The 22,511-nt window shown below is 67.2% G+C and carries 20 protein-coding genes; 10 read left to right on the forward strand and 10 right to left on the reverse strand.

The features are described 5' to 3' along the window. Positions 1-5: 5 nt before the first annotated feature. From V6S67_RS17015 to V6S67_RS17030, 4 genes are all read right to left on the reverse strand, one after another. On the reverse strand, positions 6-614 hold the full coding sequence (locus V6S67_RS17015; RefSeq protein ID WP_334211362.1) for a DUF308 domain-containing protein: 609 nt from the start codon (positions 612-614) through the stop codon (positions 6-8). A gap of 110 nt (positions 615-724) precedes the next feature. Further along, positions 725-1,963 (reverse strand): MFS transporter, encoded by a 1,239-nt coding sequence (locus V6S67_RS17020; RefSeq protein WP_334211363.1) that lies wholly within the window; start codon positions 1,961-1,963, stop codon positions 725-727. A 57-nt stretch (positions 1,964-2,020) separates the two neighbouring features. Continuing rightward, entirely contained in the window at positions 2,021-2,704 is a 684-nt protein-coding gene (locus tag V6S67_RS17025) for a DNA alkylation repair protein (protein ID WP_334211364.1), read from the reverse strand. A 70-nt stretch (positions 2,705-2,774) separates the two neighbouring features. Further along, positions 2,775-4,136, reverse strand: a complete 1,362-nt coding sequence (locus V6S67_RS17030; RefSeq protein WP_334211365.1) for an MATE family efflux transporter — start codon at positions 4,134-4,136, stop codon at positions 2,775-2,777. A gap of 78 nt (positions 4,137-4,214) precedes the next feature. On the opposite strand from V6S67_RS17030, the gene V6S67_RS17035 reads away from it, so the two are divergent. The 5 genes from V6S67_RS17035 (at position 4,215) to V6S67_RS17055 (ending at position 9,316) form a co-directional block, all read left to right on the forward strand. Next, complete coding sequence (locus V6S67_RS17035) at positions 4,215-4,571, forward strand: hypothetical protein (protein ID WP_334211366.1); 357 nt, start codon at positions 4,215-4,217, stop codon at positions 4,569-4,571. Positions 4,572-4,744: 173 nt separating this feature from the next. Then, the gene (locus V6S67_RS17040) at positions 4,745-5,686 is read left to right on the forward strand and encodes an SMP-30/gluconolactonase/LRE family protein (RefSeq protein ID WP_334211367.1); all 942 of its coding nucleotides are present in this window, start codon (positions 4,745-4,747) and stop codon (positions 5,684-5,686) included. A gap of 443 nt (positions 5,687-6,129) precedes the next feature. Then, entirely contained in the window at positions 6,130-7,395 is a 1,266-nt protein-coding gene (locus V6S67_RS17045; RefSeq protein ID WP_334211368.1) for a sugar ABC transporter substrate-binding protein, read from the forward strand. 239 nt (positions 7,396-7,634) lie between these two features. After that, positions 7,635-8,468 carry a carbohydrate ABC transporter permease gene (locus V6S67_RS17050; protein ID WP_334211369.1) on the forward strand — a complete coding sequence of 278 codons (834 nt, stop codon included), beginning with the start codon at positions 7,635-7,637 and terminating at the stop codon, positions 8,466-8,468. Between the two features lie 2 nt (positions 8,469-8,470). Further along, on the forward strand, positions 8,471-9,316 hold the full coding sequence (locus V6S67_RS17055; RefSeq protein WP_334211370.1) for a carbohydrate ABC transporter permease: 846 nt from the start codon (positions 8,471-8,473) through the stop codon (positions 9,314-9,316). Between the two features lie 424 nt (positions 9,317-9,740). Here the strand turns inward: V6S67_RS17055 and V6S67_RS17060 are convergent, their stop codons facing one another. Next, positions 9,741-10,976, reverse strand: coding sequence for an ROK family transcriptional regulator (locus V6S67_RS17060; RefSeq protein WP_334211371.1), 1,236 nt, complete (start codon positions 10,974-10,976; stop codon positions 9,741-9,743). A gap of 117 nt (positions 10,977-11,093) precedes the next feature. Between V6S67_RS17060 and V6S67_RS17065 the strand changes: the two genes are divergently transcribed. Next, positions 11,094-12,128 (forward strand): SIS domain-containing protein, encoded by a 1,035-nt coding sequence (locus tag V6S67_RS17065; protein ID WP_334211372.1) that lies wholly within the window; start codon positions 11,094-11,096, stop codon positions 12,126-12,128. Further along, entirely contained in the window at positions 12,125-13,069 is a 945-nt protein-coding gene (locus V6S67_RS17070) for an N-acetylglucosamine kinase (RefSeq protein ID WP_334211373.1), read from the forward strand. Before V6S67_RS17065 ends, V6S67_RS17070 begins: the two co-directional genes overlap by 4 nt. 190 nt (positions 13,070-13,259) lie before the next feature. Here V6S67_RS17070 and V6S67_RS17075 read toward each other — a convergent pair whose 3' ends face one another. Genes V6S67_RS17075 through V6S67_RS17090 form a run of 4 tightly spaced genes read right to left on the reverse strand, consistent with a single transcriptional unit; the run spans position 13,260 to position 17,189 of the window. Next, complete coding sequence (locus tag V6S67_RS17075) at positions 13,260-14,066, reverse strand: ABC transporter ATP-binding protein (protein WP_334211374.1); 807 nt, start codon at positions 14,064-14,066, stop codon at positions 13,260-13,262. Continuing rightward, positions 14,063-15,121, reverse strand: coding sequence for a FecCD family ABC transporter permease (locus tag V6S67_RS17080; RefSeq protein WP_334211375.1), 1,059 nt, complete (start codon positions 15,119-15,121; stop codon positions 14,063-14,065). Before V6S67_RS17080 ends, V6S67_RS17075 begins: the two co-directional genes overlap by 4 nt. Next, positions 15,118-16,119 carry a FecCD family ABC transporter permease gene (locus tag V6S67_RS17085; protein WP_442884833.1) on the reverse strand — a complete coding sequence of 334 codons (1,002 nt, stop codon included), beginning with the start codon at positions 16,117-16,119 and terminating at the stop codon, positions 15,118-15,120. The genes V6S67_RS17080 and V6S67_RS17085 overlap by 4 nt, the downstream gene beginning before the upstream one ends. Before the next feature lie 41 nt (positions 16,120-16,160). Then, entirely contained in the window at positions 16,161-17,189 is a 1,029-nt protein-coding gene (locus tag V6S67_RS17090; RefSeq protein WP_334211376.1) for an iron-siderophore ABC transporter substrate-binding protein, read from the reverse strand. A gap of 440 nt (positions 17,190-17,629) precedes the next feature. Here V6S67_RS17090 and V6S67_RS17095 point away from each other — a divergent pair, with 440 nt between their 5' ends. The 3 genes from V6S67_RS17095 (at position 17,630) to V6S67_RS17105 (ending at position 21,450) form a co-directional block, all read left to right on the forward strand. Then, positions 17,630-18,952: an MFS transporter gene (locus V6S67_RS17095; RefSeq protein WP_334211377.1), complete on the forward strand. Its 1,323-nt coding sequence runs from the start codon at positions 17,630-17,632 to the stop codon at positions 18,950-18,952. A 184-nt stretch (positions 18,953-19,136) separates the two neighbouring features. Further along, on the forward strand, positions 19,137-20,066 hold the full coding sequence (locus V6S67_RS17100) for an NADP-dependent oxidoreductase (RefSeq protein ID WP_334211378.1): 930 nt from the start codon (positions 19,137-19,139) through the stop codon (positions 20,064-20,066). Positions 20,067-20,349: 283 nt separating this feature from the next. Then, positions 20,350-21,450, forward strand: coding sequence for a S1C family serine protease (locus V6S67_RS17105; protein ID WP_334211379.1), 1,101 nt, complete (start codon positions 20,350-20,352; stop codon positions 21,448-21,450). Positions 21,451-21,464: 14 nt separating this feature from the next. Here the strand turns inward: V6S67_RS17105 and V6S67_RS17110 are convergent, their stop codons facing one another. Beyond that, the gene (locus V6S67_RS17110) at positions 21,465-22,190 is read right to left on the reverse strand and encodes a GAF and ANTAR domain-containing protein (RefSeq protein ID WP_334211380.1); all 726 of its coding nucleotides are present in this window, start codon (positions 22,188-22,190) and stop codon (positions 21,465-21,467) included. Positions 22,191-22,511: the final 321 nt, after the last annotated feature.

Below are 22,511 nucleotides of genomic sequence, written 5' to 3' on the forward strand. Positions count from 1 at the left end.
AGCCTCTAGTTTACGGGGTCCGGTTCGCCCTGGGCGCCGGATCCGGACGATGCGCTGAGCGCTGAATCGTGCCGGTAGCTGAGGCCGGCGATCCCGAGCACGACGGCGGTCAGCAGCGCCCCGCCGCCCGTCACCCCGAGCAGGGCGTGGGCTCCGAGCTGCTCGACGAACGGGAGGATGGCGCCCGTCACGATGCCCACCACGCCGACCACCACGAGGTCCCGCGACGCCGCATGGTTGCGGACGGCGAGCCCGCGGACCAGTTCGACGGTACCTGCGACCACCAGGGCCACGGCGCCGGCGAGCGCGAAGCTGCGGTCGTCGACGAAGACGAGGCCGGCGATCCCGGCTCCGAGGAGCAGCCCGCCGCCGATGTCGGTGACCAGCCGGAAGCGCGGGCCCCAGTGCGCCATGCGGTGGGTCCAGAGATAGGCCACGCCGCTCAGCAGGAGATACACCCCGCCCGCCACGGACAGCACGAGCGTGGACGGATCGCGCCAGAAGACCGTCACCAGGCCGAACAGTGCGCTCACCGCGGCGCGGACCAGGAACGGTTTCCACGTCAGCAGCTCGGCGGCGGGAGCGGCGCTCGGGGCGGAGGGTGCAGCAGCCATCAAGGGCCTCTCTGGGAGCGGGGCCGGGGCGGTCTCCGGCCTGTCCAGTTTAGTCCTCCACCTCCGCAGCGGCAGGCGGCGGCGGCACCGCGGAGGCTACGCCCCCGGTGTCAGGCGCGCGAGGTGCCGGCGCGGCGGGCCCCGGCGAGCCCGGCAGCGGCGAACACGACGGTGGCCGCCAGGACGACGGCGGTCGGCAGCGCCCAGGTGCCGGTGGCGTCATGGACGGCGCCGACCAGCGACGGAGCGGTGGCGCCGATGGCATACCCGGCGCCCTGCACCATCGCGGAGAGCTGCCGGGCATGGGTGCCGCTCAGCGCGAGCTGCACCACGAGCATGAAGACGATCGTGATGCCGCCCCCCTGGGCCACTCCGCCCAGGAGGCCCCAGGCCAGCCAGCCGGCGGGGGCGAGCAGGAGGCCCAGCGGGCAGCTGATCCACAGGACCGAGACCAGGGCGAACGTCCGCGGGATGCCCAGCCGCTGCGACAGCAGCGGCACCCCGAGCGCGCCCACGACGGCGGCGATCTGGAAGATGGACGAGCTGGTGCCGGCCTGGCCCGGGGAGTACCCGAGTTCCTGCTCGAGGATGGTCGGGAGCCACGCGGTGAGCCCGTAGTAGGAGAAGGCCTGGGCGCCGAACGTGAGCGAGAGGAGGACGGCGGAGAGGCTGAGCCAGGTGCGCGGCTTCGCGGCCGGAAGCGGGGTGCCGCCCGTGCCGGGCGCGGCGGTATCGGCGACCGATTCGACGGCGGGTTTCAGGGGCCCCCAGTGGAAGGCCCTGCCCGGCCCGATGGCCGTGAGCCACACCGCGGCAGCAAGGACCACGAAACCGATCCAGGTCAGCAGCGCGCCCCGCCAGCCGACGGCGGTGGCCAGGGGGACCGTTGCGAGGGTCGTGATCATCGAGCCCACGTTCAGCGCCGACGTGTACGCGCCTGTGACGATACCGACGCGCCGGGGCTCGATGTCCCGCCGGATGATGACGGGCAGCACCACGTTGCCCACGGTGATGAAGGCTCCCATGATGATGGTGCCGGCGACCGTGGCATCCAGCCCGCCGGCCGACCGCACGATGGAACCGACCCCGACGCCGAGGATGATCGTCGTCGTCGCGAAGTTCGCGCCCGCCTTCCCGACGAACAGGGAGGCGAAGGGCGTCATCACGGCGAAGCACAGCACCGGCAGCGTGGTCAGCAGGCCCGCCTGGGCGGCGCTCAGGGAGAGCTCGTCGCTGATCTGCCCGGTGATGGGAGCGACGGCCACGATCGGCCCCCGGAGGATGAACCCGATGAACACGATGCCCAGCAGGAGCAGAACCGGGAAACGGGATCGGGCGGCGATGTTCATCGCCTTCACCCTACGTCGGAAGTACGGGGTACTCCGACGCGGGTCGTACTCCGTAACCTAGGCCTCCTGCTGCCTCCGCACCATCTCCCGGATCCAGATCGGCGCGAACGGGGAGGTGCAGTTGGGCGGCGTCGGGTAGTCCTTGAGGACCTCGAGGCGCTCGCCGATGGCGACGGCGCGCTCCCTGTAGGCCGGGTGGTCGATCCCGATCTGCGCCAGCGTGTGGTTCATGGCCCACTGCAGCCGGTCGGGGGCGTCCTTCATCCGGGCCTCGATGGTGTCCAGCAGCGCGGGGAGGTCGAGCCCGTCGGGCGCCTTCACGACGCGCTCGCTGGTGAGCGCCCAGCCGGCGCTGGCCACCACCGGGTCGGGGTCCGTGAACCATGCGAGGCGCAGCTGCCCGGCGTGCGGGCTCTTCTTCACCACGTAGTTGACGAGCCAGTCGTGCACCTTCGGGACGCGTGCCTGCCGGAGCATCGTGTCCAGTTCCTCCGGCCCGAAGGCCTTCGGCCGGCAGATCAGCAGGGCCACGAGCCGCGCGGCGGTGTCCCCCGTGGCCCACAGGTCACGCGCCAGGTCCTGCTGGGTCTTCAGTCGCTTGGCCACGGCACGCAGGGCGGACAGGTTCACCCCGTGATCATCTCCGTGCGCCTCGTTCACCGCGCGTATCCGGGGGTCCTCGAGGGCGGCCAGCTCCGCCAGCACCTCGTCGACGGCAGGGACACCGACACCTGTGGTCATGCTTCACCTCGGATTCGTCGTAGGCCCCCATCCTGCCGTGATCGGCCCGCGGGCACCAGAGCGGCGGCGGTCACGCCCGGCGGGCCGCCGTCGTCCGCGTGGCTCCCGTGACCATCCACCGGTCGTCGCGCACACGCCACCCGAGGGTCGCGGCACGCGCCAGCATGTACCCGACGCCGAAGGCCAGCCAGAGCCACACGATCCCCTCGCCGCCGGTCAGGCCCGCGCGGCCCACGAGGACCAGCAGCGGAACGTACAGCACGAGGTTCACGACGCCGGCGAGCGCCAGATAGCGGGCGTCGCCGGCACCGATGAGGACGCCGTCGAGCACGAACACGAAACCGCAGACCGGCTGGGAGGCGGCCAGTACCCACAGCCCCGCGGCGAAGGTCGCCTGCACGGCGGGATCGGTGGTGAAGATCCACCCGACGAAGGGCGCGACGGCGGCGAGCACGCCTCCGGTGATGACGCCGAACCCCACGCCCCACACGATCATCCGGCGGGTGAGCGCCCGTGCCAGGGGACGGTTGCCGGAGCCGAGCTCCTTGCCGATGAGGGCCTGGGCGGCGATAGCCAGGGCGTCGAGCGCGAAGGCGAGGAACGTGAAGACGGTCATGACGAGCTGGTGGGAGGCGAGACTCAGGGGCCCCTGCGCCGTCGCCACGAACACCGTGGCGAGGATGGCCACGCGCAGCGACAGGGTGCGCAGCATGAGCCACGAGCCCACGCCCGCGGTGCGCCGGATGCCGTCCAGGGACGGCCTCAGCGGCACGTGTTCGCGCCGGGAGGACCGGACGATCAGCACCAGGTAGACGGCCGCCATGCCCCACTGGGCGAGGCTCGTCCCGAGGGCGGAGCCGGCCACCGACATCCCCGCGCCGTACACGAGCACGTAGTTGAGGACGATGTTGACGCCGAAGCCCGCCCCAGCGACCACCAGCGGCGTGCGGGTGTCCTGCAGCCCGCGCAGCACGCCCGTGGCGGCGAGCACCACGAGCATGGCGGTGAGTCCGGGCATGGACCAGCGGAGGTAGTCGACGGCGAACGCATGGACCTCGCCCCGGGCGCCGAGGAGCGACGCGAGCTGCGGCGCCGTGGCCCACCCCGCGATGGAGAGCGCGATCCCGAGCAGCACGGCGAGGCCCACGCCGTCGCGCCCGGCCGCGAGCGCCTCGGGGCGGCGGCCCGCACCGAGCAGGCGGGCGACGGCGGGGGTGGTGGAGTAGGCCAGGAAGACCATGAGCCCGACGGCGGTCTGCAGCACCGTGGACGCGAGGCCCACCCCGGCGAGCTCGTCGACCCCGAGATGGCCCACGATCGCCGAGTCGGCAAGCAGGAAGAGCGGTTCCGCGACGAGCGCACCCAGTGAGGGTACGGCGAGGCGGAGGATACTGCGGCTGAGCCGGCGATTGTCCGGCAGGGTCTGCTCCACCCGTCCAGCGTAGATGCCGGACGGGTGGGCCTAAGCTGGGACGAGCCCGATCCGCGTACGAGGACATCCAGGGGAGTCATGAGAACCGGCGTCAAGCAGTACCTCGCAGGCCTCGTCCTGCTGTTCCTCAGCACCCTCTTCATCCCGCAGGCCGTCTCCGAGTTCGCGCGCGCTGATTCCTCGGGCCGCCCGGTGCCCGCCGACGCGCCGGTGCTGCTCGCCGTCGGGCTCGTGATCGTCCTCGCCGCCGCGGCCTGCATCGGCTGGGGCTACTGGCTGACGCACCGCAGGGGCGCGCCGCGGACGCGGAACCCCGAGGACGACCCGGACGAGCCGCTCCTCCGCCCCGGCTACGATCCCGGGCCCTCCGCGCAGGACTCCTGGCGCGAGCACCCCCTCCGCAGGCCGGACCGGGGAGGGGACGGGCGCCCCTGACGCCGCCCTGCCGGGCTCGCCGCCCTCGGCACCTGCGACAGCACCAGGGACCGTACGGGGCGCGGGCAGCACTCCGACACCGGCAAGCAGGCGAGCAGGCGCATCCAGGGGTCGGGAGGAAGGGCGATTCACGTCTCTGGCTCCCGCCGACACCGACCTCTCAGGGAGTACACATGACGTCATCACCTCTTCTCGAGCACGGCTCCACGCTTCAGCGGGTCGCCACCGGCGCCGTCTGGGCGGAAGGACCGGTGTGGCTGCCGCAGCGCCGCTGCGTCCGCTTCAGCGACATCCATACGAACCGGATCATGGAATTCAGCGAGGAGACGGGGAACCTGACGGTCTTCGACGACGATGCGGAGTTCACCAACGGACGTACCCTCGACCTCGACGGGAACGTCGTCGAGTGCTCCCACGGCCGCCGCGCCCTCCAGCGCGACACCGCCGTACGGCCGGGCGAGGGCCCGGTGCCGCGCACGCTGGTCGATCGGTTCGGCGACGTACGGCTGAACTCACCGAACGACGTCGTGGTGAAGTCCGACGGCACCATCTGGTTCAGCGATCCGTCCTACGGGATCATGCGGCCCGAAGAGGGGCACGCCGGCGAGGAGGAGTACGGGGACCGGTACGTGTTCCGTTTCGATCCGGGCAACGGCTCGATCGTGCCCGCCGTGCTGGATGTCGAAGTCCCCAACGGGCTCGCGTTCTCCCCGGATGAGAGAACCCTCTACGTCACGGACTCTTCAGCCTCCCCACCGCGCGGCGAGGTGGACCCGGACCGGCCGGTGGGGCACGCGATCCATGCCTACGACGTCCATGGAGGCCGGCACGCGAAGAACGGCAGGGTCTTCACCGAGGTCTCTCCCGGGTTGCCGGACGGGATCCGCGTCGACGAGCACGGCAACGTGTGGAGCTCGAGCCTGGATGCCGTCCAGGTCTTCGCGCCCTCCGGTGAGCGGATCCTGCGGATCGCGGTGCCGGAGAAGATCGGCAACCTGTGCTTCGGCGGCGACGACGGCCGCACCCTCTACATCGCGGCCAGCTCCAGCCTCTACCGCATCCGCACCACGACCCGGGACGCCATCCACGTGGCGCGCGAGGCAGCCGGCGCCTAGGAAGTGGCGTTCCGGCTACCGCTCATCGTGGTGCTACCGGGAAGATCCTGAGGCGACATCTCGCTGGACGCGGGAGCACCCTTGTGGCCCGACACCCGCCAGGGCGCTCGTTCCGGCCTATCAACGGGGGTAGGTGTGTCATCGGGCCCGGCAACCGGATTGAGAAGCGACGTGCGTCGGATCCGCCTGCAGTTCAGCGGAACGATCGGCTGACCTCGATCTCGATCCTGAGGCTGCTCGGCGCCCGTGGCGTCTCGATCACCCCTTTTACCTACTGTTTACGCGAACGGGTTGACCCGGACCAATTAGTAAGGTTATCTGGTTAACTATCAACGGGGAGGCTCGTGATCGTCGTCACAGCATGTGCATTCGATCCGACCACCTCACGTTCAAGACCCGGAAGCCGTGAACTGAGACCGCAGCGGGGATAGTAAGGAGCTTTGATGAAAAAAGTACTCAGCACAGTGGCGGCCGTAGCCGTCGCAGCTGGACTTCTGACCGGATGCGGTTCTAGCCAGGCATCGGATCCTGACGCCAAGCAGGATCTCACCTTCTGGGTGTATTCGGACTTCACCCAGGGTGAAGCCGGTGAGCTCATGAACAAGTTCGTGGATGAGTTCAAGCAGGAGCATGACAACGTGGGTAGCGTCACGTTGGTTCCGAAGAACGACGCAGATCTTCTCTCAGGCTTGATGTCCGGCGTGGGCCTCCCCGACGCTTTCAGCGCCAGTGCCCGCGACGGCAAGAAGTATCGGGACGCTGTGGGACTCCTCGATCTGAAGCCCACCTTCGATGAGGAGTACTCGGAAGGCTTCTACCCGAAGGCTCTCGACGCCGTATCCGAGGACGACGGCATCTGGGCGGTACCCTTCATCAGCTACACCCCTGTCATCTACCGGAACCTCACCGTGCTCAAGAATGCCGGCGTCGATCCCGCAGAGGGTATTCCGACCCAACAGGTGTTCCTCGAACAACTCGCGAAGGTGCAGGCATCCGGGGTGTCGGCGACGCACTCCTGGACGAAGGACGACTACTTCGCCCCAGGAGCGATCATGGCTGCCGACGCTGACAACATCACCGTTGGTGTCGAGGACGGGAAGACGACGATCGATCCCGAAGAACTCGAGCGCACCTTCGAAAGCGTCGAAGCGATCAACAAGTACGGCAACCAATCGATGATCTATAAGGCGGACAGCACGATGGAAGCCTTCAAGTCGGACGAGCTTGGCTACATGATCGGCGGCCCCTGGAGCGAACCAGCCATCAAGGAAAGCGGCGCCGAGTACGACTTCGTGCTCACGCCCCCGTTCGAGGAGGGCGGCAGGACCGGCGGTCTCCAGGGCTGGGACTTCTTCTACGGCGTTCAAAGCGAGGACGACACCCGCAACGAGCTCGTTGCGGACTGGCTGAAGAAACTCGGTTCCTACGATGCCCAGAAAGCGTGGACCCTGGCGACCGGACGACCGACCCTGCGCCAGGACGTGATGGACGACCCGGCTGTTGTCGACTCCTCAGCGATGGCTGAAGTCTCCTCCGAGGGCCTCAAGGGTGGAATGCCGCAGATGGACTTCATGCACTCAAGCGTGTTCTGGCCCACCGCCATGACGGACGCGGTGGCAGAGCTCGGCGCCGGCGCGCTCACTCCCAAGCAGACCGCAGAGCAGTTCGTCGAGGGCATCAACGGCCTCTACGCCGAATCCGGCGAATAACCCCGACAGGGCCTGTGCCCGGGAGGCCTCCGGGCACAGGTTCCACGACTGCAACACAGAAAGGTGCTCTCGTGAGTACGGAGCTAAAGCCGACAGTGGAGCGGGCGGTGCAACAGAGCCGCAGCACGCCGGCACCTCATCGTCGTCTCCCCTTGAAGACCCGCCTTATCCGGAGCCTTCCGATCTACATCGGACTTGCTCCCTTCTTCGCCCTCCTCATCGTCTTCGTCGGGGCCCCCATGGTCTACGGCCTGGCCATGAGCTTCACGGACTGGTCCGTATCAAGTCGGAGCACCATCCACTTCGTCGGCCTCGAGAACTACCAGTACATCCTCAGCGGTGAAGGGTTGGGGTCCACACGGTTCCTCAAGTCTCTTCTCAACCTGGCCGTCTATGTGCCCATCACTGTTGCCATCGGCCTTGGTGTCTCGCTGGGCCTGGCACTGATCGTTCACAACCTGCCCAGACGGTTCCAGTCCTTTCTGCGTAGCGGATTCTTCGTTCCCACTGCGATTCCTTTGTTCCTGTGCGTGGGCATCTGGCTATGGCTGATGAACTCGGACAACGGACTGGTCGCAGCAAACCTCGCGAAGTTGGGCATCGGGGTCGACGTGAACTGGCTCAACACCGCCGGATGGGCGATCGCCATGATCATCTTCATCGACATCTGGCACTCCGTAGGATTCAACTTCGTCATTTTCAGCACTGGCATGCAGGAGATCTCGGAGGACCTCTATGAGGCCGCCGACCTCGACGGCGCCAACGTCTTCCAAAAGATGATGCGCATCACCATCCCCATGATGGAACCCATCATCTTCTTCGTCATCACCTACTCACTGATCAGTGCGCTGCAGGTCTATGACATCCCACAGATCCTCACCAGCGGATCGGACCCCAACTCGGTAGGCGGCCCTAATCAAGTGATGCTGTTCCCGGTGATGGAGATGGTGCGCAACGTACGTGCCGGCGGTGAATCCGCCCTGGGCCGAGCAGCTGCCGAGGGCGTCATCCTCATGGTGATCATCATCGCCGTGACCTTCATCATGTTCAAGCTGCGCCGGAAGAAGGTCTGATCATGCGATCACGTGTTGTTGGCAGCAGGAACCCACGCGCAGGCGTCACCTTCATGGCTGTCCTCGCGCTCATCTGGCTCCTGGCCAGTCTGTATCCGCTGTGGATGATCTTCAGCGCCACTTTCTCTGCGGACTCCACGAATATGAGCACCGCGCTCGTGCCGGACGATCTCGGAAATGGGTGGTCGAAGGTCGTCGAAGCGTTCACTGCGCTCGACCTGGGCTCTACCCTGCGCGACACCTTCGTCTTCACGCTCATCGCGATCGCGGGAATGGCCATCACCAGCTCCCTCGCTGCCTACGAGTTCACCTTCTTCGATTTCCCGGGTAAGAAGCTGCTCTTCGCCACCCTCATGGGCTCGATGATGCTCCCGCTTGTCCTGTACGTCGTGCCGCTGTACCGGCAGGTTTTCAACATGGGGCTGGCCGACTCCTACATGGGCGTAGCCCTACCGCTCATGGTGTCCCCGCTGTCAGTCTTCATCCTGATGCAGTTCATGGAAGACCTACCGCGGTCCTTCATCGAAGCCGCCCAGGTCGACGGCGCCGGTCACTTCCGCATCTTCTTCCTGATCGTCGTCCCGATGCTCAGGAACGGTCTTATCACCGCCACGGTCCTGCTCGCACTCAGTGTGTGGGGCGCGTTCCTATGGCCCTCGTTGGTCACAGGCCAGGAAGTGCAAGCGCTGAGCGTCGCAATCGCGAACATGTTCAACCCGAACTTCTACGTGGACCCACGCGTCCGTTTCGCGGCCATGCTGATCGCCATGATCCCCCCGCTGTTGGTCTACATAATCTTCCAGCGCCACGTGATCAAGGGAGTGGCGATGTCGGGAGTGAAGGGGTAGGCCCGGATCCGCGCTGCGCTCTCCCGCTGTCCTCCCACGAATCGGACGGACTGGTGAGAAGTAGAGACGATCGCTGACACAACGAAGAACCGCGGCGCCGCCCATGTCCGGGCGGCGCCGCGTGGGCTCTCCGTGACTGCGTCCGCCTCGATCGAAGGCTTTTCGCTCCCCTACCGACCACACCCTGTCGCTACCGGGCGGGATCGGCTGCAATGGCCGGGATTCCGTCATCGGCGTTCCTGGGCCCCAGCCTGCACGTCACGAAACCTCATGCACGTCGACCTCAGCGGCGACTGTTCGGGGTGCGCGATGAACTCGCCTGGCTACGTCGCTCTCAGGGCCATGCTGTCGGCCCTTTTCCACCACCGCCTCCTCCCGGCTCGCAAGCCCTGGTCCACGGTTCTCGGCTGCGCTCCTGCTGTGACTATTGAAGTGAAGCTTCGCGCTGGCCGAAGATCACGGTTGTCCGGTCATCGAGGCGTCGTTTGTAGTTGGATCCCAGCAGCCTGGAAAGAGCATGATCGAGGGTGAGCACGACCGCCCCCTGGACTGTCGCATCTGCCCCCAGAGACCCTGCACTGACCTGCACCTCGGGTTTGACCTCCTGCACCGCGGAGCGCACTCCCTGCAGGAGGTGAGGGTTCTGCCCCACCCCGCCTCCCAGAACGATGAGGGCCGGATCAAGGACGGCCGTCAGGGCAAGCGCCAGCTGGCCGATGTCGCGTGAATGCTGGTCCAGGGCAGCAACTGCAGAAGGAACACCTTCTGCTGCATAGCTGAACAGGTCGGCCACGGTAGCCGGCGCCGGACCGTACTGGCTGTCCCATGTTGAGACCCACCGGTCAAGAAACTGGTCCGCGCCGAGGTATTGCTCGAGTGCGAAACGGTCGGTGGTTCCCGGGTGTGCGGGCCACCCGGTGGGAAGAGCCGAAATCTCTCCCGCTCCCCCGCGTGCTCCGCGAACGACCCTGCGGTCTGCGACGATGCCCGAACCGATCCGCACCCCGACCTGAAGAAACGCGAAGTCATCGACATCCTGAGCGCTGCCCAGCTCCATTTCGGCAAGAGCGGCGCAATTGACGTTGTTCTCCAGTAGGACAGGGACGCCATCATCCAGGGCGAGGGCGGTGAGGATCTCAGCCAGTGCGGGCCTGCTCGCGGTCCCACTGCCTTGAACCTCTGTCAGGTACTGAGGAATGATCCGGGGTAGGGCGACTCCGACTGCACGCAGGGGCCCGGCGACTGCAGTCAACTCGCGGACCGTTGCGGCCACGAGCGTGTTCACCAGATCCAGGAGCTCGCTGTTGCGCGTCTCGGACGACCCATCAAGGTCGGCGCTCTGGCTCTTCAGTTCCCTGCCATCCAACCCTCGGGCAAGTAACTTCACGCGGGTAGAACCGATATCAAGGCCCAGTAGCCAGCCTGCCGTCGGGGCCACGGCATACACGGTTGCAGAACGGCCCAGCGAACCCTGTCGGGCGCGAACGGGAGCTATGAGGCCGGCCGCCTCCAACGAGCTGACGGCAATGCTCACGGTCGGCTTGGAGACGTCCAGGGATGCACTGATATCGGGCCGCGTGCACTCTCCCTTGGCATGAACGACCGAGAACACACTGCGCTCGGTGTCAGTGAGGTCTATGTCATTGGGTGAATCGGTCATCAGACCTCCTATGGTTTCTTTTCATCAACCTACCTTCCAATCTCTGGCGAAGCTTGACGGACGCACTTTAGTAAGGTTATCTGGTTAACTAATAGTTCCCAGACGAGAGGATCCCACGTGACAACCACGCGACCATGGCTCAACTTCGACGAGGGCATCGCGGCGCAGTCGGCAGGCCTGACAGAGTCGGTTCGGCAGGTGCGGGATTGGCTGGCTACGGGCGCAGCCGACTCGCTGAAGGAAAAGAGCCTGCTCTTCGTCGGCATCGGAGCAAGCTACGCGGCGGCAGCAACCCCGGTGTATTTCCTGCGCGAGGCCGGCATTCCCGCGTTTCGTTCGGCGTGTGCCGACGTTCCGGACCACGGTCCTTCCCTGTCCGACATCTATGTCGGGATATCGCAGGGTGGACGCAGTAGGGAAACCATCCAGGCCTTGCTGACCGTTCCGAAGGAACGCCGGATGGCCGTCGTGAACAACTCCGAGTCACCCCTTGCCAGTGAAGCCGGGACAGTGCTGAGCGTCGGCGATCTGCTCGACAGCCGCATGTCCTCGATCGGTTTCACGGCAACCGTTGCCGCCCTGGGCCTGCTGACGGAGTGGATCACGACCGGCACGACCGACGCCGGATGGGACGAGATCGGGCCGCTGACCGAGCGGGTCATGGCGGACAACGATGATGTCCTTCGGCGTTTTGCCGCGGAGATCGCCGCCCGCGGAACGGTGGATGTGGTTGCCGCAGCCCCGAACCTGACCTCGGCCGAGCAGGGAGCGCTTTTGTTCCGCGAGGGTCCGTTCGTTCCGTCGATGGCCATGGATACCAGGTCATACCTGCACGGGCCGATGGACTGCGCGGGGCCAGCGACTGCTCACGTCCTGATCGGCCGCGCGAGAGAAGGCCTGCTGGCAGACCAGCTCTCGGAGAAGCAGGTTCCGATCCTGCTCATCACCGACGACGATGTGGCGGCATCGGCGACAATCATCCGCATCCCGCACCTCGGTGCGGTGCAACGCTCCGTCCTGGAAGTAGCACTGATGCAACGCCTCGTTCAGCACACCGCTGACGCCTTTGGGCGCAACATCGAAGACCGGGCCTTCACGCGGTATGACACCAAGGTGGACAGCGTCCGGCAGGTCATCGACGGGACGTTGTGACACCCGTAATTGTAGGAATCGACGTCGGCGGCTCGAAGACAGCGGTGCGAGCCGCCGATGTCGGTTCCGGAACCCTTCTGACCGACCTGACGGTACCGACCACCTCGTGGAGAGGCAGCAGCTTCCCGGCGAAAGCTGTCGTCATCATGGACCTGGTCGACCGACACGTCGGCAGCGATACAGCTGCCCTCGCTGTCGGCGCCCACGGCTGCGATACCCAGGAGCAATGCGACGCTCTGCAGGAGGCTATTGCCGAACTGGTTCCGTTCCCGGTCCGCGTCGTCAACGACGCACACCTGCTTTCCTATGCGGCCGGTTACCCCACGGCCATCGGAGTCATCTCCGGGACGGGTTCCATCGCGGTCGGCACCACCTCCGAGGGGAACGGAATCTCCGCCGGCGGATGGGGGTGGCTGGTAGGTGACGACGGTGGCGCAACAGGCCTGGTACGAGAAGCAGTACGGGCGACCCTCATCGCCTTGGATCGTGGGGACCGGGACCACATTCTGGAGTCCGCACTGACGACCGCAGCGGGAGTGGGCCGCATCGGTGAAGTCAGCATGAAGCTCATGCTCGACCGGCCCGAACAATGGGCACTCCTCGCACCTGCCGTGTTCAGTGCCGCCGCGACAGGATCACCCGTTGCTCAACGAGTGATCAGTGCAGCCGCCCGTTCTCTTGGTGACCTCGTGAACTCCGTCGCTGATCGTGGCGCCGCCTCGGACCAGATTGTCCTCGGGGGTTCCGTCATCGCGTCGCAACCCACGTTCGCTGCCGAGGTTCGCGCGCTACTGGCGACCTCCCAGCCGCACGCCGTGACGGTAGTAATGGATCAACCCCCTGTCTCGGGGGCCGTGGTGCTCGCCGGCTTGCTGCACGCAAGCAGGGAGAGGGGAACGGCGTCCGAGGCGGTGGACCACGCAGCCGGCAGACCCATCTAGCCGGACCGCTCACAAGTTGGTCGGCGCCGTGGGTCCGCTTACGGCGCCGTGTTCTCCGGGGCGTCCCACGCTCCCGGATTCCTGACGTGGTGGAAGCCGACGCAACCAGCCCTCATGAGGACCAGGCACATCCATGCTTCTGTGTTCGGGCTGCTTCAGAAGCTGCTGATCCTTCGCCACCGGTGCGCAGTCATGCTGCGGTGGTGTGGTGCCGTCCGAGGGGCAGCATGAGGGGCTTGCCCGATGTGGGGTCGATGATCACCCTGCACTCGAGCCCGAACACGCTTCGGATGGTCTCCTCGGTCAGCACGTCCGCGGGTGATCCGAGGGCATGGATGCGGCCGTCCTGCAGGGCGATGAGATGGTCCGCGTACCGGGCTGCGAGGTTCAGGTCGTGCAGCACGATGACGATCGTGGTACCGCGGGACCGGTTGAGGTCCGTGAGGAGGTCGAGCACCTCGAGCTGGTGAGTGACGTCGAGGAAGGTGGTCGGTTCGTCGAGGAGCAGCACGTCGGTCTGCTGTGCCAGGGCCATGGCGATCCAGACCCGCTGGCGCTGACCGCCGGACAGTTCGTCGACCGGCCGGTCGGCGAGGTCCGCGGTGTCGGTAGCGGTCAGGGCGTCGGCAACCGCTTGGTCGTCAGCCGGGGTCCACCTGGAGAACATGCCCTGATGCGGGTGCCGGCCTCTGCCGACAAGATCGGCGACAGTGATCCCCTCGGGCGCCGTGGGAGACTGCGGCAGGAGGCCCAGGGTACGGGCGAGTTCTTTGGCCGGCATGTGGTGCACTGCGCGTCCGTCGAGCACGACCTGCCCGCTCTTCGGCGCAAGGAGTCTGGACATGGACCGTAGCAGCGTGGACTTGCCGCACGCGTTGGCGCCGACGATCACTGATATGCCGCCCATGGGGACGTGCAGGTCGAGGTGCTCCACGACGGTCCGATTGCCGTACCCGACCGTCAGGTCCTCGACGTGCAGTGTGTGAGCGGTGGTCACAGTGAGCCTCCCGAGCGGTTCGTCCGCACGATCAGATAGACGAGATAGGGCGCCCCGAGGACTCCCGTGATGACGCCCACCGGGTAGCGGACGTCGAATGCATATTGTCCGAGGAAGTCGGCGGTCACGACGAGCAGGCTCCCGACCAGCGCGGACGGGATCAGCAGGGATCCCCCCGGACCGACTATCCGGGCGGCGATCGGTCCCGAGAGGAAGGCGACGAAGGCGATGGGGCCGGCGGCCGCGGTGGCGAAGGCGATGAGGCCGACGGCGGCGATGATGACGATGACCCGTGTGCGTTCGACGCGCACCCCGAGAGCTGCGGCGGCGTCGTCGCCCAGCTGGGAGGTGGACAGGTTCCGGGCCTGCGTGAGGAGCACGGGTCCGAGGATTCCCAGGGCGATCGCCACGGGAATCACCTCTGACCACCGGGCGCCGTTCAGGCTGCCCGTGAGCCATCGCGACGCCTCCTGGAGATCCCATTGCGCCGCTCTGCTGAGTACGTAGGCGGTGACGCTGTCGAGCATCGCCGCGATCCCGATGCCGATCAGGATCAGCCTGGTGCCCACCACACCGCCCTTGAAGGAGAGCGCGTAGACCAGCAGCGCGATCGCGAGACCGGCCACGATGGCGAACACCGATACCTGCGTGGCGCCGAGCCCGAGTGTGATGATCGCGAAGGCCGCGGCAGCGCTGGCTCCTGCGCTGATCCCGATGATGTCCGGGCTCGCCAGCGGGTTCCGCAGCATCGTCTGGAAGGTCACGCCGCCTATGCCGAAGCAGAGTCCGGCGATCACCGCGAGAGTCGCCCTCGGGAGCCGGAGCCGTCCGACCGTGAAGCTCGCACCGTCGATGTCCTGCCCGAGGATGACCCCCAGGACGTCCCTGGGTGCGTAGTTGGTCTGCCCGAGCGACAGTGACACCGCGAAAGCGACGACGATCAGCACGGCGAGCACGCTGACGACGAGGCTCCTCCGTCGCGTGCGCCGGCGCCGCCCCGCTGCTATCTCGGCGCCCGAGATTCCCACGCGTAGGGGTGCCTGCAGTGTCGTCATAGTTCGCGCACCTTCTGGCGTCGGACGATGTAGATGAAGAAGGGCGCCCCGACCAGTGCCGTGATGATGCCGACGTCGATCTCTTCCGGGCGCGCCACGATCCGCCCGAGCACGTCGGTGGAGGTGAGGAGGATGGCGCCGAGAATCGTGGACAGGGGCAGCAGCCAGCGGTGGTCGACACCGATCAGCAGGCGACATGCATGCGGGACCACGAGCCCCACGAAACCGATGGGACCGGTCACGGCGGTCACGGCACCGCAGAGGAGGACTGCCCCGAGCGCAGCCGCACCGCGCGCGACGGCGACCCGCTCCCCCAGTCCGGCGGCCAGTTCGTCGCCCAGCGCAAGAGAGTTCAGCGATCGCGCCGAGAGGAGGCTGACCACCAACCCGACCGCCAGGAACGGCACAACCTGGCCGATACTCGAAAAGGTCCCGCCTCCCACTCCCCCGATCAGCCAGGACCGCACGCTGCCGGAGATATCCCCGCGGGGCAGGACGACAGCACTGATGAGCGATGTCAGCGCCGCGGAGGTGGCCGCGCCCGCCAGCGCGAGCTTCAACGGCGTCGCCCCGCCGCGGCCGAGCGACCCCACCACGTAGACGAACACCGCAGTCATCGTGGCGCCGGCGATTGCCACCCAGATATAGCCCGTCGCCGAGCTGAGTCCCACCGTGGCGATCGCCGTGACCACTGCGAGAGAGGCCCCGGTATTCACGCCGAGAATCCCCGGATCCGCAAGGGGGTTCCGGGTGACGCCCTGCATCACCGCACCGGAGAGGCCGAGCGCCGCTCCGGCAAGCACGGCCAGCAGTGTGCGTGGGATCCTCTTGGCGACCGCCGCCTCGTTGAAGCCGTCGACCGACCCGCCGAAAGCGGCCAGAATGTCCGACACCGCCACGTCCCTCGACCCGATGGACACCGACGCGGCCATGACGCCGACCAGGGCGGCGAGGAACAGGACGACCCAGAACAGCCGAAGCCGTTGCAGGCCCCGCACGGGTGCGGGGCCTGCAACGGCTTGGGGAGCGGAAGGAGCCACTACGACCTGTCTGCGGCTTCCGAGATCATCGTGAGGTAGTCCTCGAGGACGTAGGAGATCGACAGGGGCGTGGGGTTCGCGGCGGTACCGACGGGCGTGGTGCTCGGCAGATTGACGATCGCCTTGTTGGCGACCGCCGGGATCTGGGAGAGCAGCGGATCCGCTTCGAGGGTGGAGACGAGCTCGTCGTCGCCGTAGGTGACGATGATGTCGACGTCGTCGAGGACGTCCGCCTGCTCAGTGCTGATGGTGCCGGAGAACAGATCTGTCTCGGCTGACGCAGTGGCGACACTCTCGGGAGTTGCAAGGCCCAGGTCCTGGAAGAACATGGCCCGCGTGTCATGCGTGGTGTAGTAGCTGACCTCGCTGAGGTCGGTCGGGTCCACGTGCGTCATGAACATGGTCTTCTTGCCGGCGATGGTCGGGAACTTCGCGGCCGCGTCGCTGATCTCGGCGTCGAGGTCGGCGATGAGCTGCCGGCCCTCCTCGGCCATGCCCATTCCTTCGCTGTTGAGTTCGATCATCTCGCGCCAGGGGGTGCCCCAGGCGGTCTCCGGGAAGGCGACGACGGGGGCGATCTCACTGAGCGTGTCGTAGTCCTCCTGTGTCAGACCCGAGTAGGCCGCGAGGATTACGTCCGGGTCGGTATCGGCCACCGCCTCGAAGTCGATGCCGTCGGTCTCGTCGAACAGGACCGGCGTCTCGCCACCGAGCTCCTCGAGCTTCTCGGACACCCAGGGGAGGATCCCGTCGCCGTCGTCATCGCCGAAGTTGGCAGCCGCCATGCCGACAGGCACTACGCCCAGGGCCAGCGGCACCTCCTGGTTGGCCCACGCGACGGTGGCCACGCGCTCGGGCTTCTCCGGGAGGGTCGTGGTGCCGAACGCATGCTCGATCGTGATGGACTCCGCGCCGGCATCGCTCGATGTCCCCGTCCCCGGTTCATCGGCCGCAGTTGAACATGCTCCGAGCGCGGCGGTCATGGTCACCGCTGCGGCGAGGGCGAGAAGTCTGGGGGCGCGAAGCATGAGGTCCTTCCGAAGGAATCAACTGATCAGGTACCGGACAGCTACCGATCGAATCACGCCCGGAGCAGCAGGTAAGGCAAACCTTAGCAGCATTACGTCACGACCCCATGACGTTATTCGTGCAGCCGTCCCGGACTGCAGTACTGCCGCCCGTACCGCTGACGCGGCCGATCACTGATCGGGAAAGGCGGCAACGGGGGAGCCGGTATAGCGGACACCGGGCCTCCGCAAGGGCTCCGCGCTCCCACCGCATGATGCTGGCTCTTCAGCTCGGCAGGATCATAGGGTCGCTCTGGGCGGTTGCCGTATCCGGTCATCGCCATCCACTGCCGCGCGAGAACCCAGGAGTGATCAGCATCGCTACACCTCACCAGCCGCCCACCGTCGGTGATCGGCGCTCTGCCTCCTACCGGCAAGGGAAGGGCGACGACGCTGCACCCGTGGATTCCGACGCGGTGGATCAGCGGCGTGCGCGCAGGGCTGTCGTCAGCTCCTACGTCGGCACGTCGCTGGAGTGGTACGACTTCTTCCTCTTCGGCACGACAGCGTCGATCGTCTTCGCACCCCTGTTCTTCGGTGGGGACGACCCGGCCCTTCAGACACTTCAGTCGTTCCTCGCGTTCGGCGTCGGCTTCATCGGCCGTCCCCTCGGCGCCCTGGTCTTCGGTCACTTCGGCGACCGTCTGGGTCGCAAGGGCATCCTCGTCACCACCATCGTCCTGATGGGGGTGGCATCCACGCTGATCGGTGTGCTCCCGACCTTCCAGACCGCCGGCATCATCGCTCCCGTCCTGCTCACGATCCTGCGATTCGTCCAGGGGATCGCTGCCGGGGGCGAATGGGGCGGAGCGATGCTGATGGCGGTCGAGTCCGCTCCGGCGCACAAGCGGGGTTTCTACGGTGCCGTGGTCCAGCTCGGCTCTCCCACCGGGACACTGCTGTCCACCCTGATCGTGGCGGGGGTCGTCGGTCTGACCGGTACGCACTTCCTCGAGTGGGGGTGGCGTATCCCCTACCTCATCTCGATCGTGCTGGTGGCCGTCGGAGTATGGCTGCGCCTGCGCGTGGACGAGACCGTCGACTACCAGGCTGCCGAATCTGCCGCGGGCAGGAAGGAGAGAGTACCGTTCCTGCGACTGATCTCCGAAGCCCCGGTGCGACTGGTCGTCGGCATCAGCGCCTACCTGATGAACAACGCCGGTTTCTTCCTGCTCACCACGTTCATGATCAGCTACGTGACCGGCACCCTCGACCTCGACGCCACGGTGATCCTGACATCGATCTCATGGGGTGCCGTCGCCCAGATCGTCATCACGCTTGTCGTCGGAAGGCTTTCGGACCGCTTCACCCCCTCGAAGATGCTCATCATCGGGTATGCGGTGAGCGTGGTGACGGCCTTCCCGATCTTCTGGCTCGTCGACTCACGTCAGTCGGTCGCCATCAGTGCCGCGATGTTCCTCGCCCTGGGGCTCGGATCGATCTCCTACGCCGCCCTGGGCACCACACTGACCCAGCTGTTCCCGGTGCGCCTGCGCTATTCGGGAATCGCCCTCTCGGCCAACATCGCGGGCGTCATCGCAGGCTTCATGCCGGCGCTGGCCGCCTGGATCCTCACCCTGACCGACGGTTCGTCCACGGGCCCCGCCCTGTTGCTGCTCACCCTCGCACTGATCTCGTTCGTCGGATCGATCCTCGCCCGACGCATCATCCTCGCCGATCACCGCAACCATCCGCCCCGGGGCGAATCCCTCCCGGACAGCTGAGGAGGGTCCGCGCCCCTTCCAGGGGCCACCGGAATGCCGCGGCCCGCATCCCCGTTCTGGAATCGTCGAAGGTCTCCATCAGCCACCGTGCGCTGTGCACGTCATCGCACGACGACGGGCTGCCGCACACGAGGGCGTTCGAGGCCCAGCAGCACTGAACACGAGATTACGGAGTCAGTTCGTCATGAAAGCAATCGGAGTCACAGAGTTCGGCGGTCCCGAGGTCCTGACCGTTCAGGACCTCCCCGAACCACATCCCGGTCAGCAGGAAGTGCGGATCAGGGTCAGGGCTGCTGCCGTCAGCCCGACGGACACGAACGTCCGCACGGGCGCCTACGACATGAGCCAGTCCGAGCCGCCCTACATGCCGGGAATGGACGCGGCCGGTGTCATCGACGAGGTGGGCGAGGGCAGTACCTGGAACGTGGGTGACAAGGTCATGGCCATCGCACTACCCCTGGGGCAGCACGGCGGAGCCTACGCCGAATACCTCGTGGCACCCGATGATTCGATCGCGCGCATCCCGGCCGGCACCACGCTCGAGGAAGCCGCCACTCTTCCCATGAATGGTCTGACCGCCGTACAGATCCTCGAACTCGCCGCGCTGCACGCCGGACAGGTCATCGCTGTCACGGGTGCAGCCGGGACACTGGGCAACTACACCATCGAGCTCGCCAAGCAGCAGGGCCTGATCGTGGTGGCGGACGCGGCACCGAAGGACCGCGACCTGGTCCAGGGCCTCGGAGCCGACTACGTCCTCGACCGCGGCGACGGCCTCGCAGACCGCATCAGGGAGATCTTCCCGGACGGTGTCCACGCGGTCGCCGACACCGCACTGCTGCACGAGGACGTCGTGCCGGCCGTACGCGACGGAGGCGTCTTCGTCTCCGTACGGGGCTGGAAGGGAGAACCTGCCCGGGACATCCGTTTCGAAGCGGTATGGGTGTTCGACGAGTATCACTCCGCCGCGAAACTCGACGGACTGCGGCAAGCTGTGGAGGAAGGCATCCTCACGCCACGGATGGCCGACACGCTGCCCGCGGAGGAGGCACCCGAAGCGCACCGCCGCCTGGAAGCCGGAGGCGTCCGCGGCCGCTTGGTGCTGACCTTCTGACGAGGGAGGGCCGGCCCTCCCGGCCCTCCACCCCGTCTACCGACTTCTCCGGTGTGAAAGCACAGTCCGCCTCATCGTCGTGACCGCTGTGTTCAGTGATCGCAGGACCGCGTGCCGATCCGGATGCCGGTGGCCGCGCAGCGCCTGTCCAGTCCCCCGGAGCGCCCGACTGCTGCTTGTCACCCGGGCCGGCACCTTCCTAGAGTCGGTAATGGCCGGCGACCCCAGCGGCCGTCGGTCGCGTCGCCGTCCGGGCCCCAGCCCATCCCAGGAGGACCGAGTCATGTTCCGCACCCGCACCCCGTCGTCGCCCGCCGCCATCACCGGCGTCGCGCTCCTGCTCCTGGTCACCGGCTGCACGGCCGACGGCGCCACCGACACCGCGACGAGCGCGCCCGCGCAGGTGCAGGACGGGAACGGGGCGTCGGACGCTCCGTCCTCCGGGTCCTCCGGGTCCTCCGGGTCCGCCAGCGGGGAGGGCGACATGAGCATCCCCGACATCGTCGAGGCCGTCCAGCCGTCCGTGGTCACCATCTTCACCGAGGAGGGGCTCGGCAGCGGCGTCATCTACACCGAGGACGGCCTCATCCTCACCAACGAGCACGTGATCCGCGGCAACGAGGACGTCGAGGTCGCGTTCGCCGACGGGCAGCGCGTGTCAGGGACTGTGGAGGCGGCGGACTCCGTCTCCGACCTGGCGCTCGTGCGCGCCGACCGCACGAACCTGCCCGCCGCGACCTTCCAGTCCGGCCTGCCGCGCATCGGCGAGCTCGCCGTCGTCATCGGCTCACCGCTCGGGTTCGAGAACACGGCGACGTCGGGCATCATCTCCGGTCTGCACCGGGAGATCCCGGGGTCGGCGTCCTCCAGCCAGTCGCTCGTGGACCTCATCCAGACGGACGCGGCCATCAGCCCGGGCAACTCGGGCGGCGCCGTCGTGAACGGGCGCGGCGAGATCATCGGCATCAGCGAGGCCTACATCCCGCCCGCGCAGGGGGCCGTGGCCCTCGGGTTCGCGATCCCCGCCCCGACCGCCACGGAGGTGGCCGAGGAGCTGCGCGAGGACGGCACGGCCGAGCACGCGTTCATGGGCCTGGCGCCGGCGGCCATCACCCCGCAGATCGCCGAGCAGCTGAACCTGCAGGACACCACGGGCGTCGTGGTGCTGTCCGTGTCGCAGGGCGGACCGGCGGACGACGCCGGGATCCGGCCGGGTGACATCATCACGAGCATCGGCGACGACGAGCTGTCCGCACCCGAGGACCTCCTGGCGGCGCTGCGCCAGCGCGACCCGGGCGAGACCGTCGCCGTCGAGGTGCGGCGCGGTTCGGACACGCGGACGGTGGACGTGGAGCTCAGCGACCGGCCCGCCGCCCGGGGCTGACGTGGCCCCTCCCGCTAGTCGAAGTGCGTCTTCGCCGGCCCCTGGCCGAGCGACTCCAGCACCGAGGCCGCGACGTCGCGGAGCTTGATGTTCCTGGCGCTGGATGCCGCCTTGAGCATCGACATGGCGGTGTCCTGGGAGCAGCGGTTCTGCCCCATGATCACGCCGGCGGCGAGGTCGATGGTGGTCCGGCTCTCCATGGCGGCCCGCATGTCCGCCCGGGCCTGGGTCAGGCCGGCGATCCGCACGGCGAGCCGGAGCGAGGCCCCGACCTCCTCGGCGAACAGCTGCGCCGCCTCGATGGCCTGTTCCGTGAAGGCGCCGGCCAGCGGCGAGTAGAAGTTGAGCGCCGCCTTCGCCTCGCCCTCGAGGGGGATGGGGACCCCGAGCGCCGACTTCATGCCGTGGCTCGCGATGGCCCTGCTGTACTCGGGGAAGCGTTCCTCGGTGTCGAAGTCGCTGACGTAGTGGACGATCCCCAGGCGCGCGGCACGCAGGCACGGGCCGTCGTTGTACGCGTACTGGACCTCGTCCATCTTCTGGGCGTCGGGGCTGTTGCTGGCGACGGTGATCTTGCTCCGGTCGCGCAGGAGGGTGATGCCGCACAGCACCTCGTCGTCCTCCGCGGACAGGGTGTGCCCGGCCATGGTGACCAGCTTCGTCAGGAACTGCTCGACGTCCTCGCTGTCGAGGACCATGTCCTGCAGCAGGGCCGGGACGGGCTGACCGCCGTCGCTCACGTGATGTACCAACCGATGTACCTTTGCATCCACTCCCGGCGGGCACGCGCGATGCTGCGAGGAGAAGGTGAGAGCCGCCTGCTGCTAAACGACCTAGAGCATATTACCCAATAGTCCGGGCTTCTCCCGCCGCGGCGAGCGAAACTGTCAAGGTGCGCGATCCGCGCACACCGGCCGCTCCCGGTGACGGCTGCGGCGCACACTGGGTGTACGCAGCAAATGGCCCGGACCTGTCCGCGGACTGACGTTGACTACATCGATGTGCTTGCACGGACATGGGGCGTCGGTCGGGAGTCAAGCAGCCGGCTCCCGACCGCCCGC

The organism is Arthrobacter sp. Soc17.1.1.1 (assembly GCF_036867195.1).
In the GTDB taxonomy this organism is placed as follows: domain Bacteria; phylum Actinomycetota; class Actinomycetes; order Actinomycetales; family Micrococcaceae; genus Arthrobacter_D.

Coding starts and splice junctions, on each gene's coding strand:
- V6S67_RS17035 (WP_334211366.1), top strand. CDS start 4,215: ATGAGAACCGGCGTCAAGCAGTACCTCGCAGGCCTCGTCCTGCTGTTC.
- V6S67_RS17015 (WP_334211362.1), bottom strand. CDS start 614: ATGGCTGCTGCACCCTCCGCCCCGAGCGCCGCTCCCGCCGCCGAGCTG.
- V6S67_RS17080 (WP_334211375.1), bottom strand. CDS start 15,121: ATGACGACACTGCAGGCACCCCTACGCGTGGGAATCTCGGGCGCCGAG.
- V6S67_RS17105 (WP_334211379.1), top strand. CDS start 20,350: ATGTTCCGCACCCGCACCCCGTCGTCGCCCGCCGCCATCACCGGCGTC.
- V6S67_RS17090 (WP_334211376.1), bottom strand. CDS start 17,189: ATGCTTCGCGCCCCCAGACTTCTCGCCCTCGCCGCAGCGGTGACCATG.
- V6S67_RS17020 (WP_334211363.1), bottom strand. CDS start 1,963: ATGAACATCGCCGCCCGATCCCGTTTCCCGGTTCTGCTCCTGCTGGGC.
- V6S67_RS17055 (WP_334211370.1), top strand. CDS start 8,471: ATGCGATCACGTGTTGTTGGCAGCAGGAACCCACGCGCAGGCGTCACC.
- V6S67_RS17045 (WP_334211368.1), top strand. CDS start 6,130: ATGAAAAAAGTACTCAGCACAGTGGCGGCCGTAGCCGTCGCAGCTGGA.
- V6S67_RS17060 (WP_334211371.1), bottom strand. CDS start 10,976: ATGACCGATTCACCCAATGACATAGACCTCACTGACACCGAGCGCAGT.
- V6S67_RS17100 (WP_334211378.1), top strand. CDS start 19,137: ATGAAAGCAATCGGAGTCACAGAGTTCGGCGGTCCCGAGGTCCTGACC.
- V6S67_RS17025 (WP_334211364.1), bottom strand. CDS start 2,704: ATGACCACAGGTGTCGGTGTCCCTGCCGTCGACGAGGTGCTGGCGGAG.
- V6S67_RS17050 (WP_334211369.1), top strand. CDS start 7,635: ATGGTCTACGGCCTGGCCATGAGCTTCACGGACTGGTCCGTATCAAGT.
- V6S67_RS17040 (WP_334211367.1), top strand. CDS start 4,745: ATGACGTCATCACCTCTTCTCGAGCACGGCTCCACGCTTCAGCGGGTC.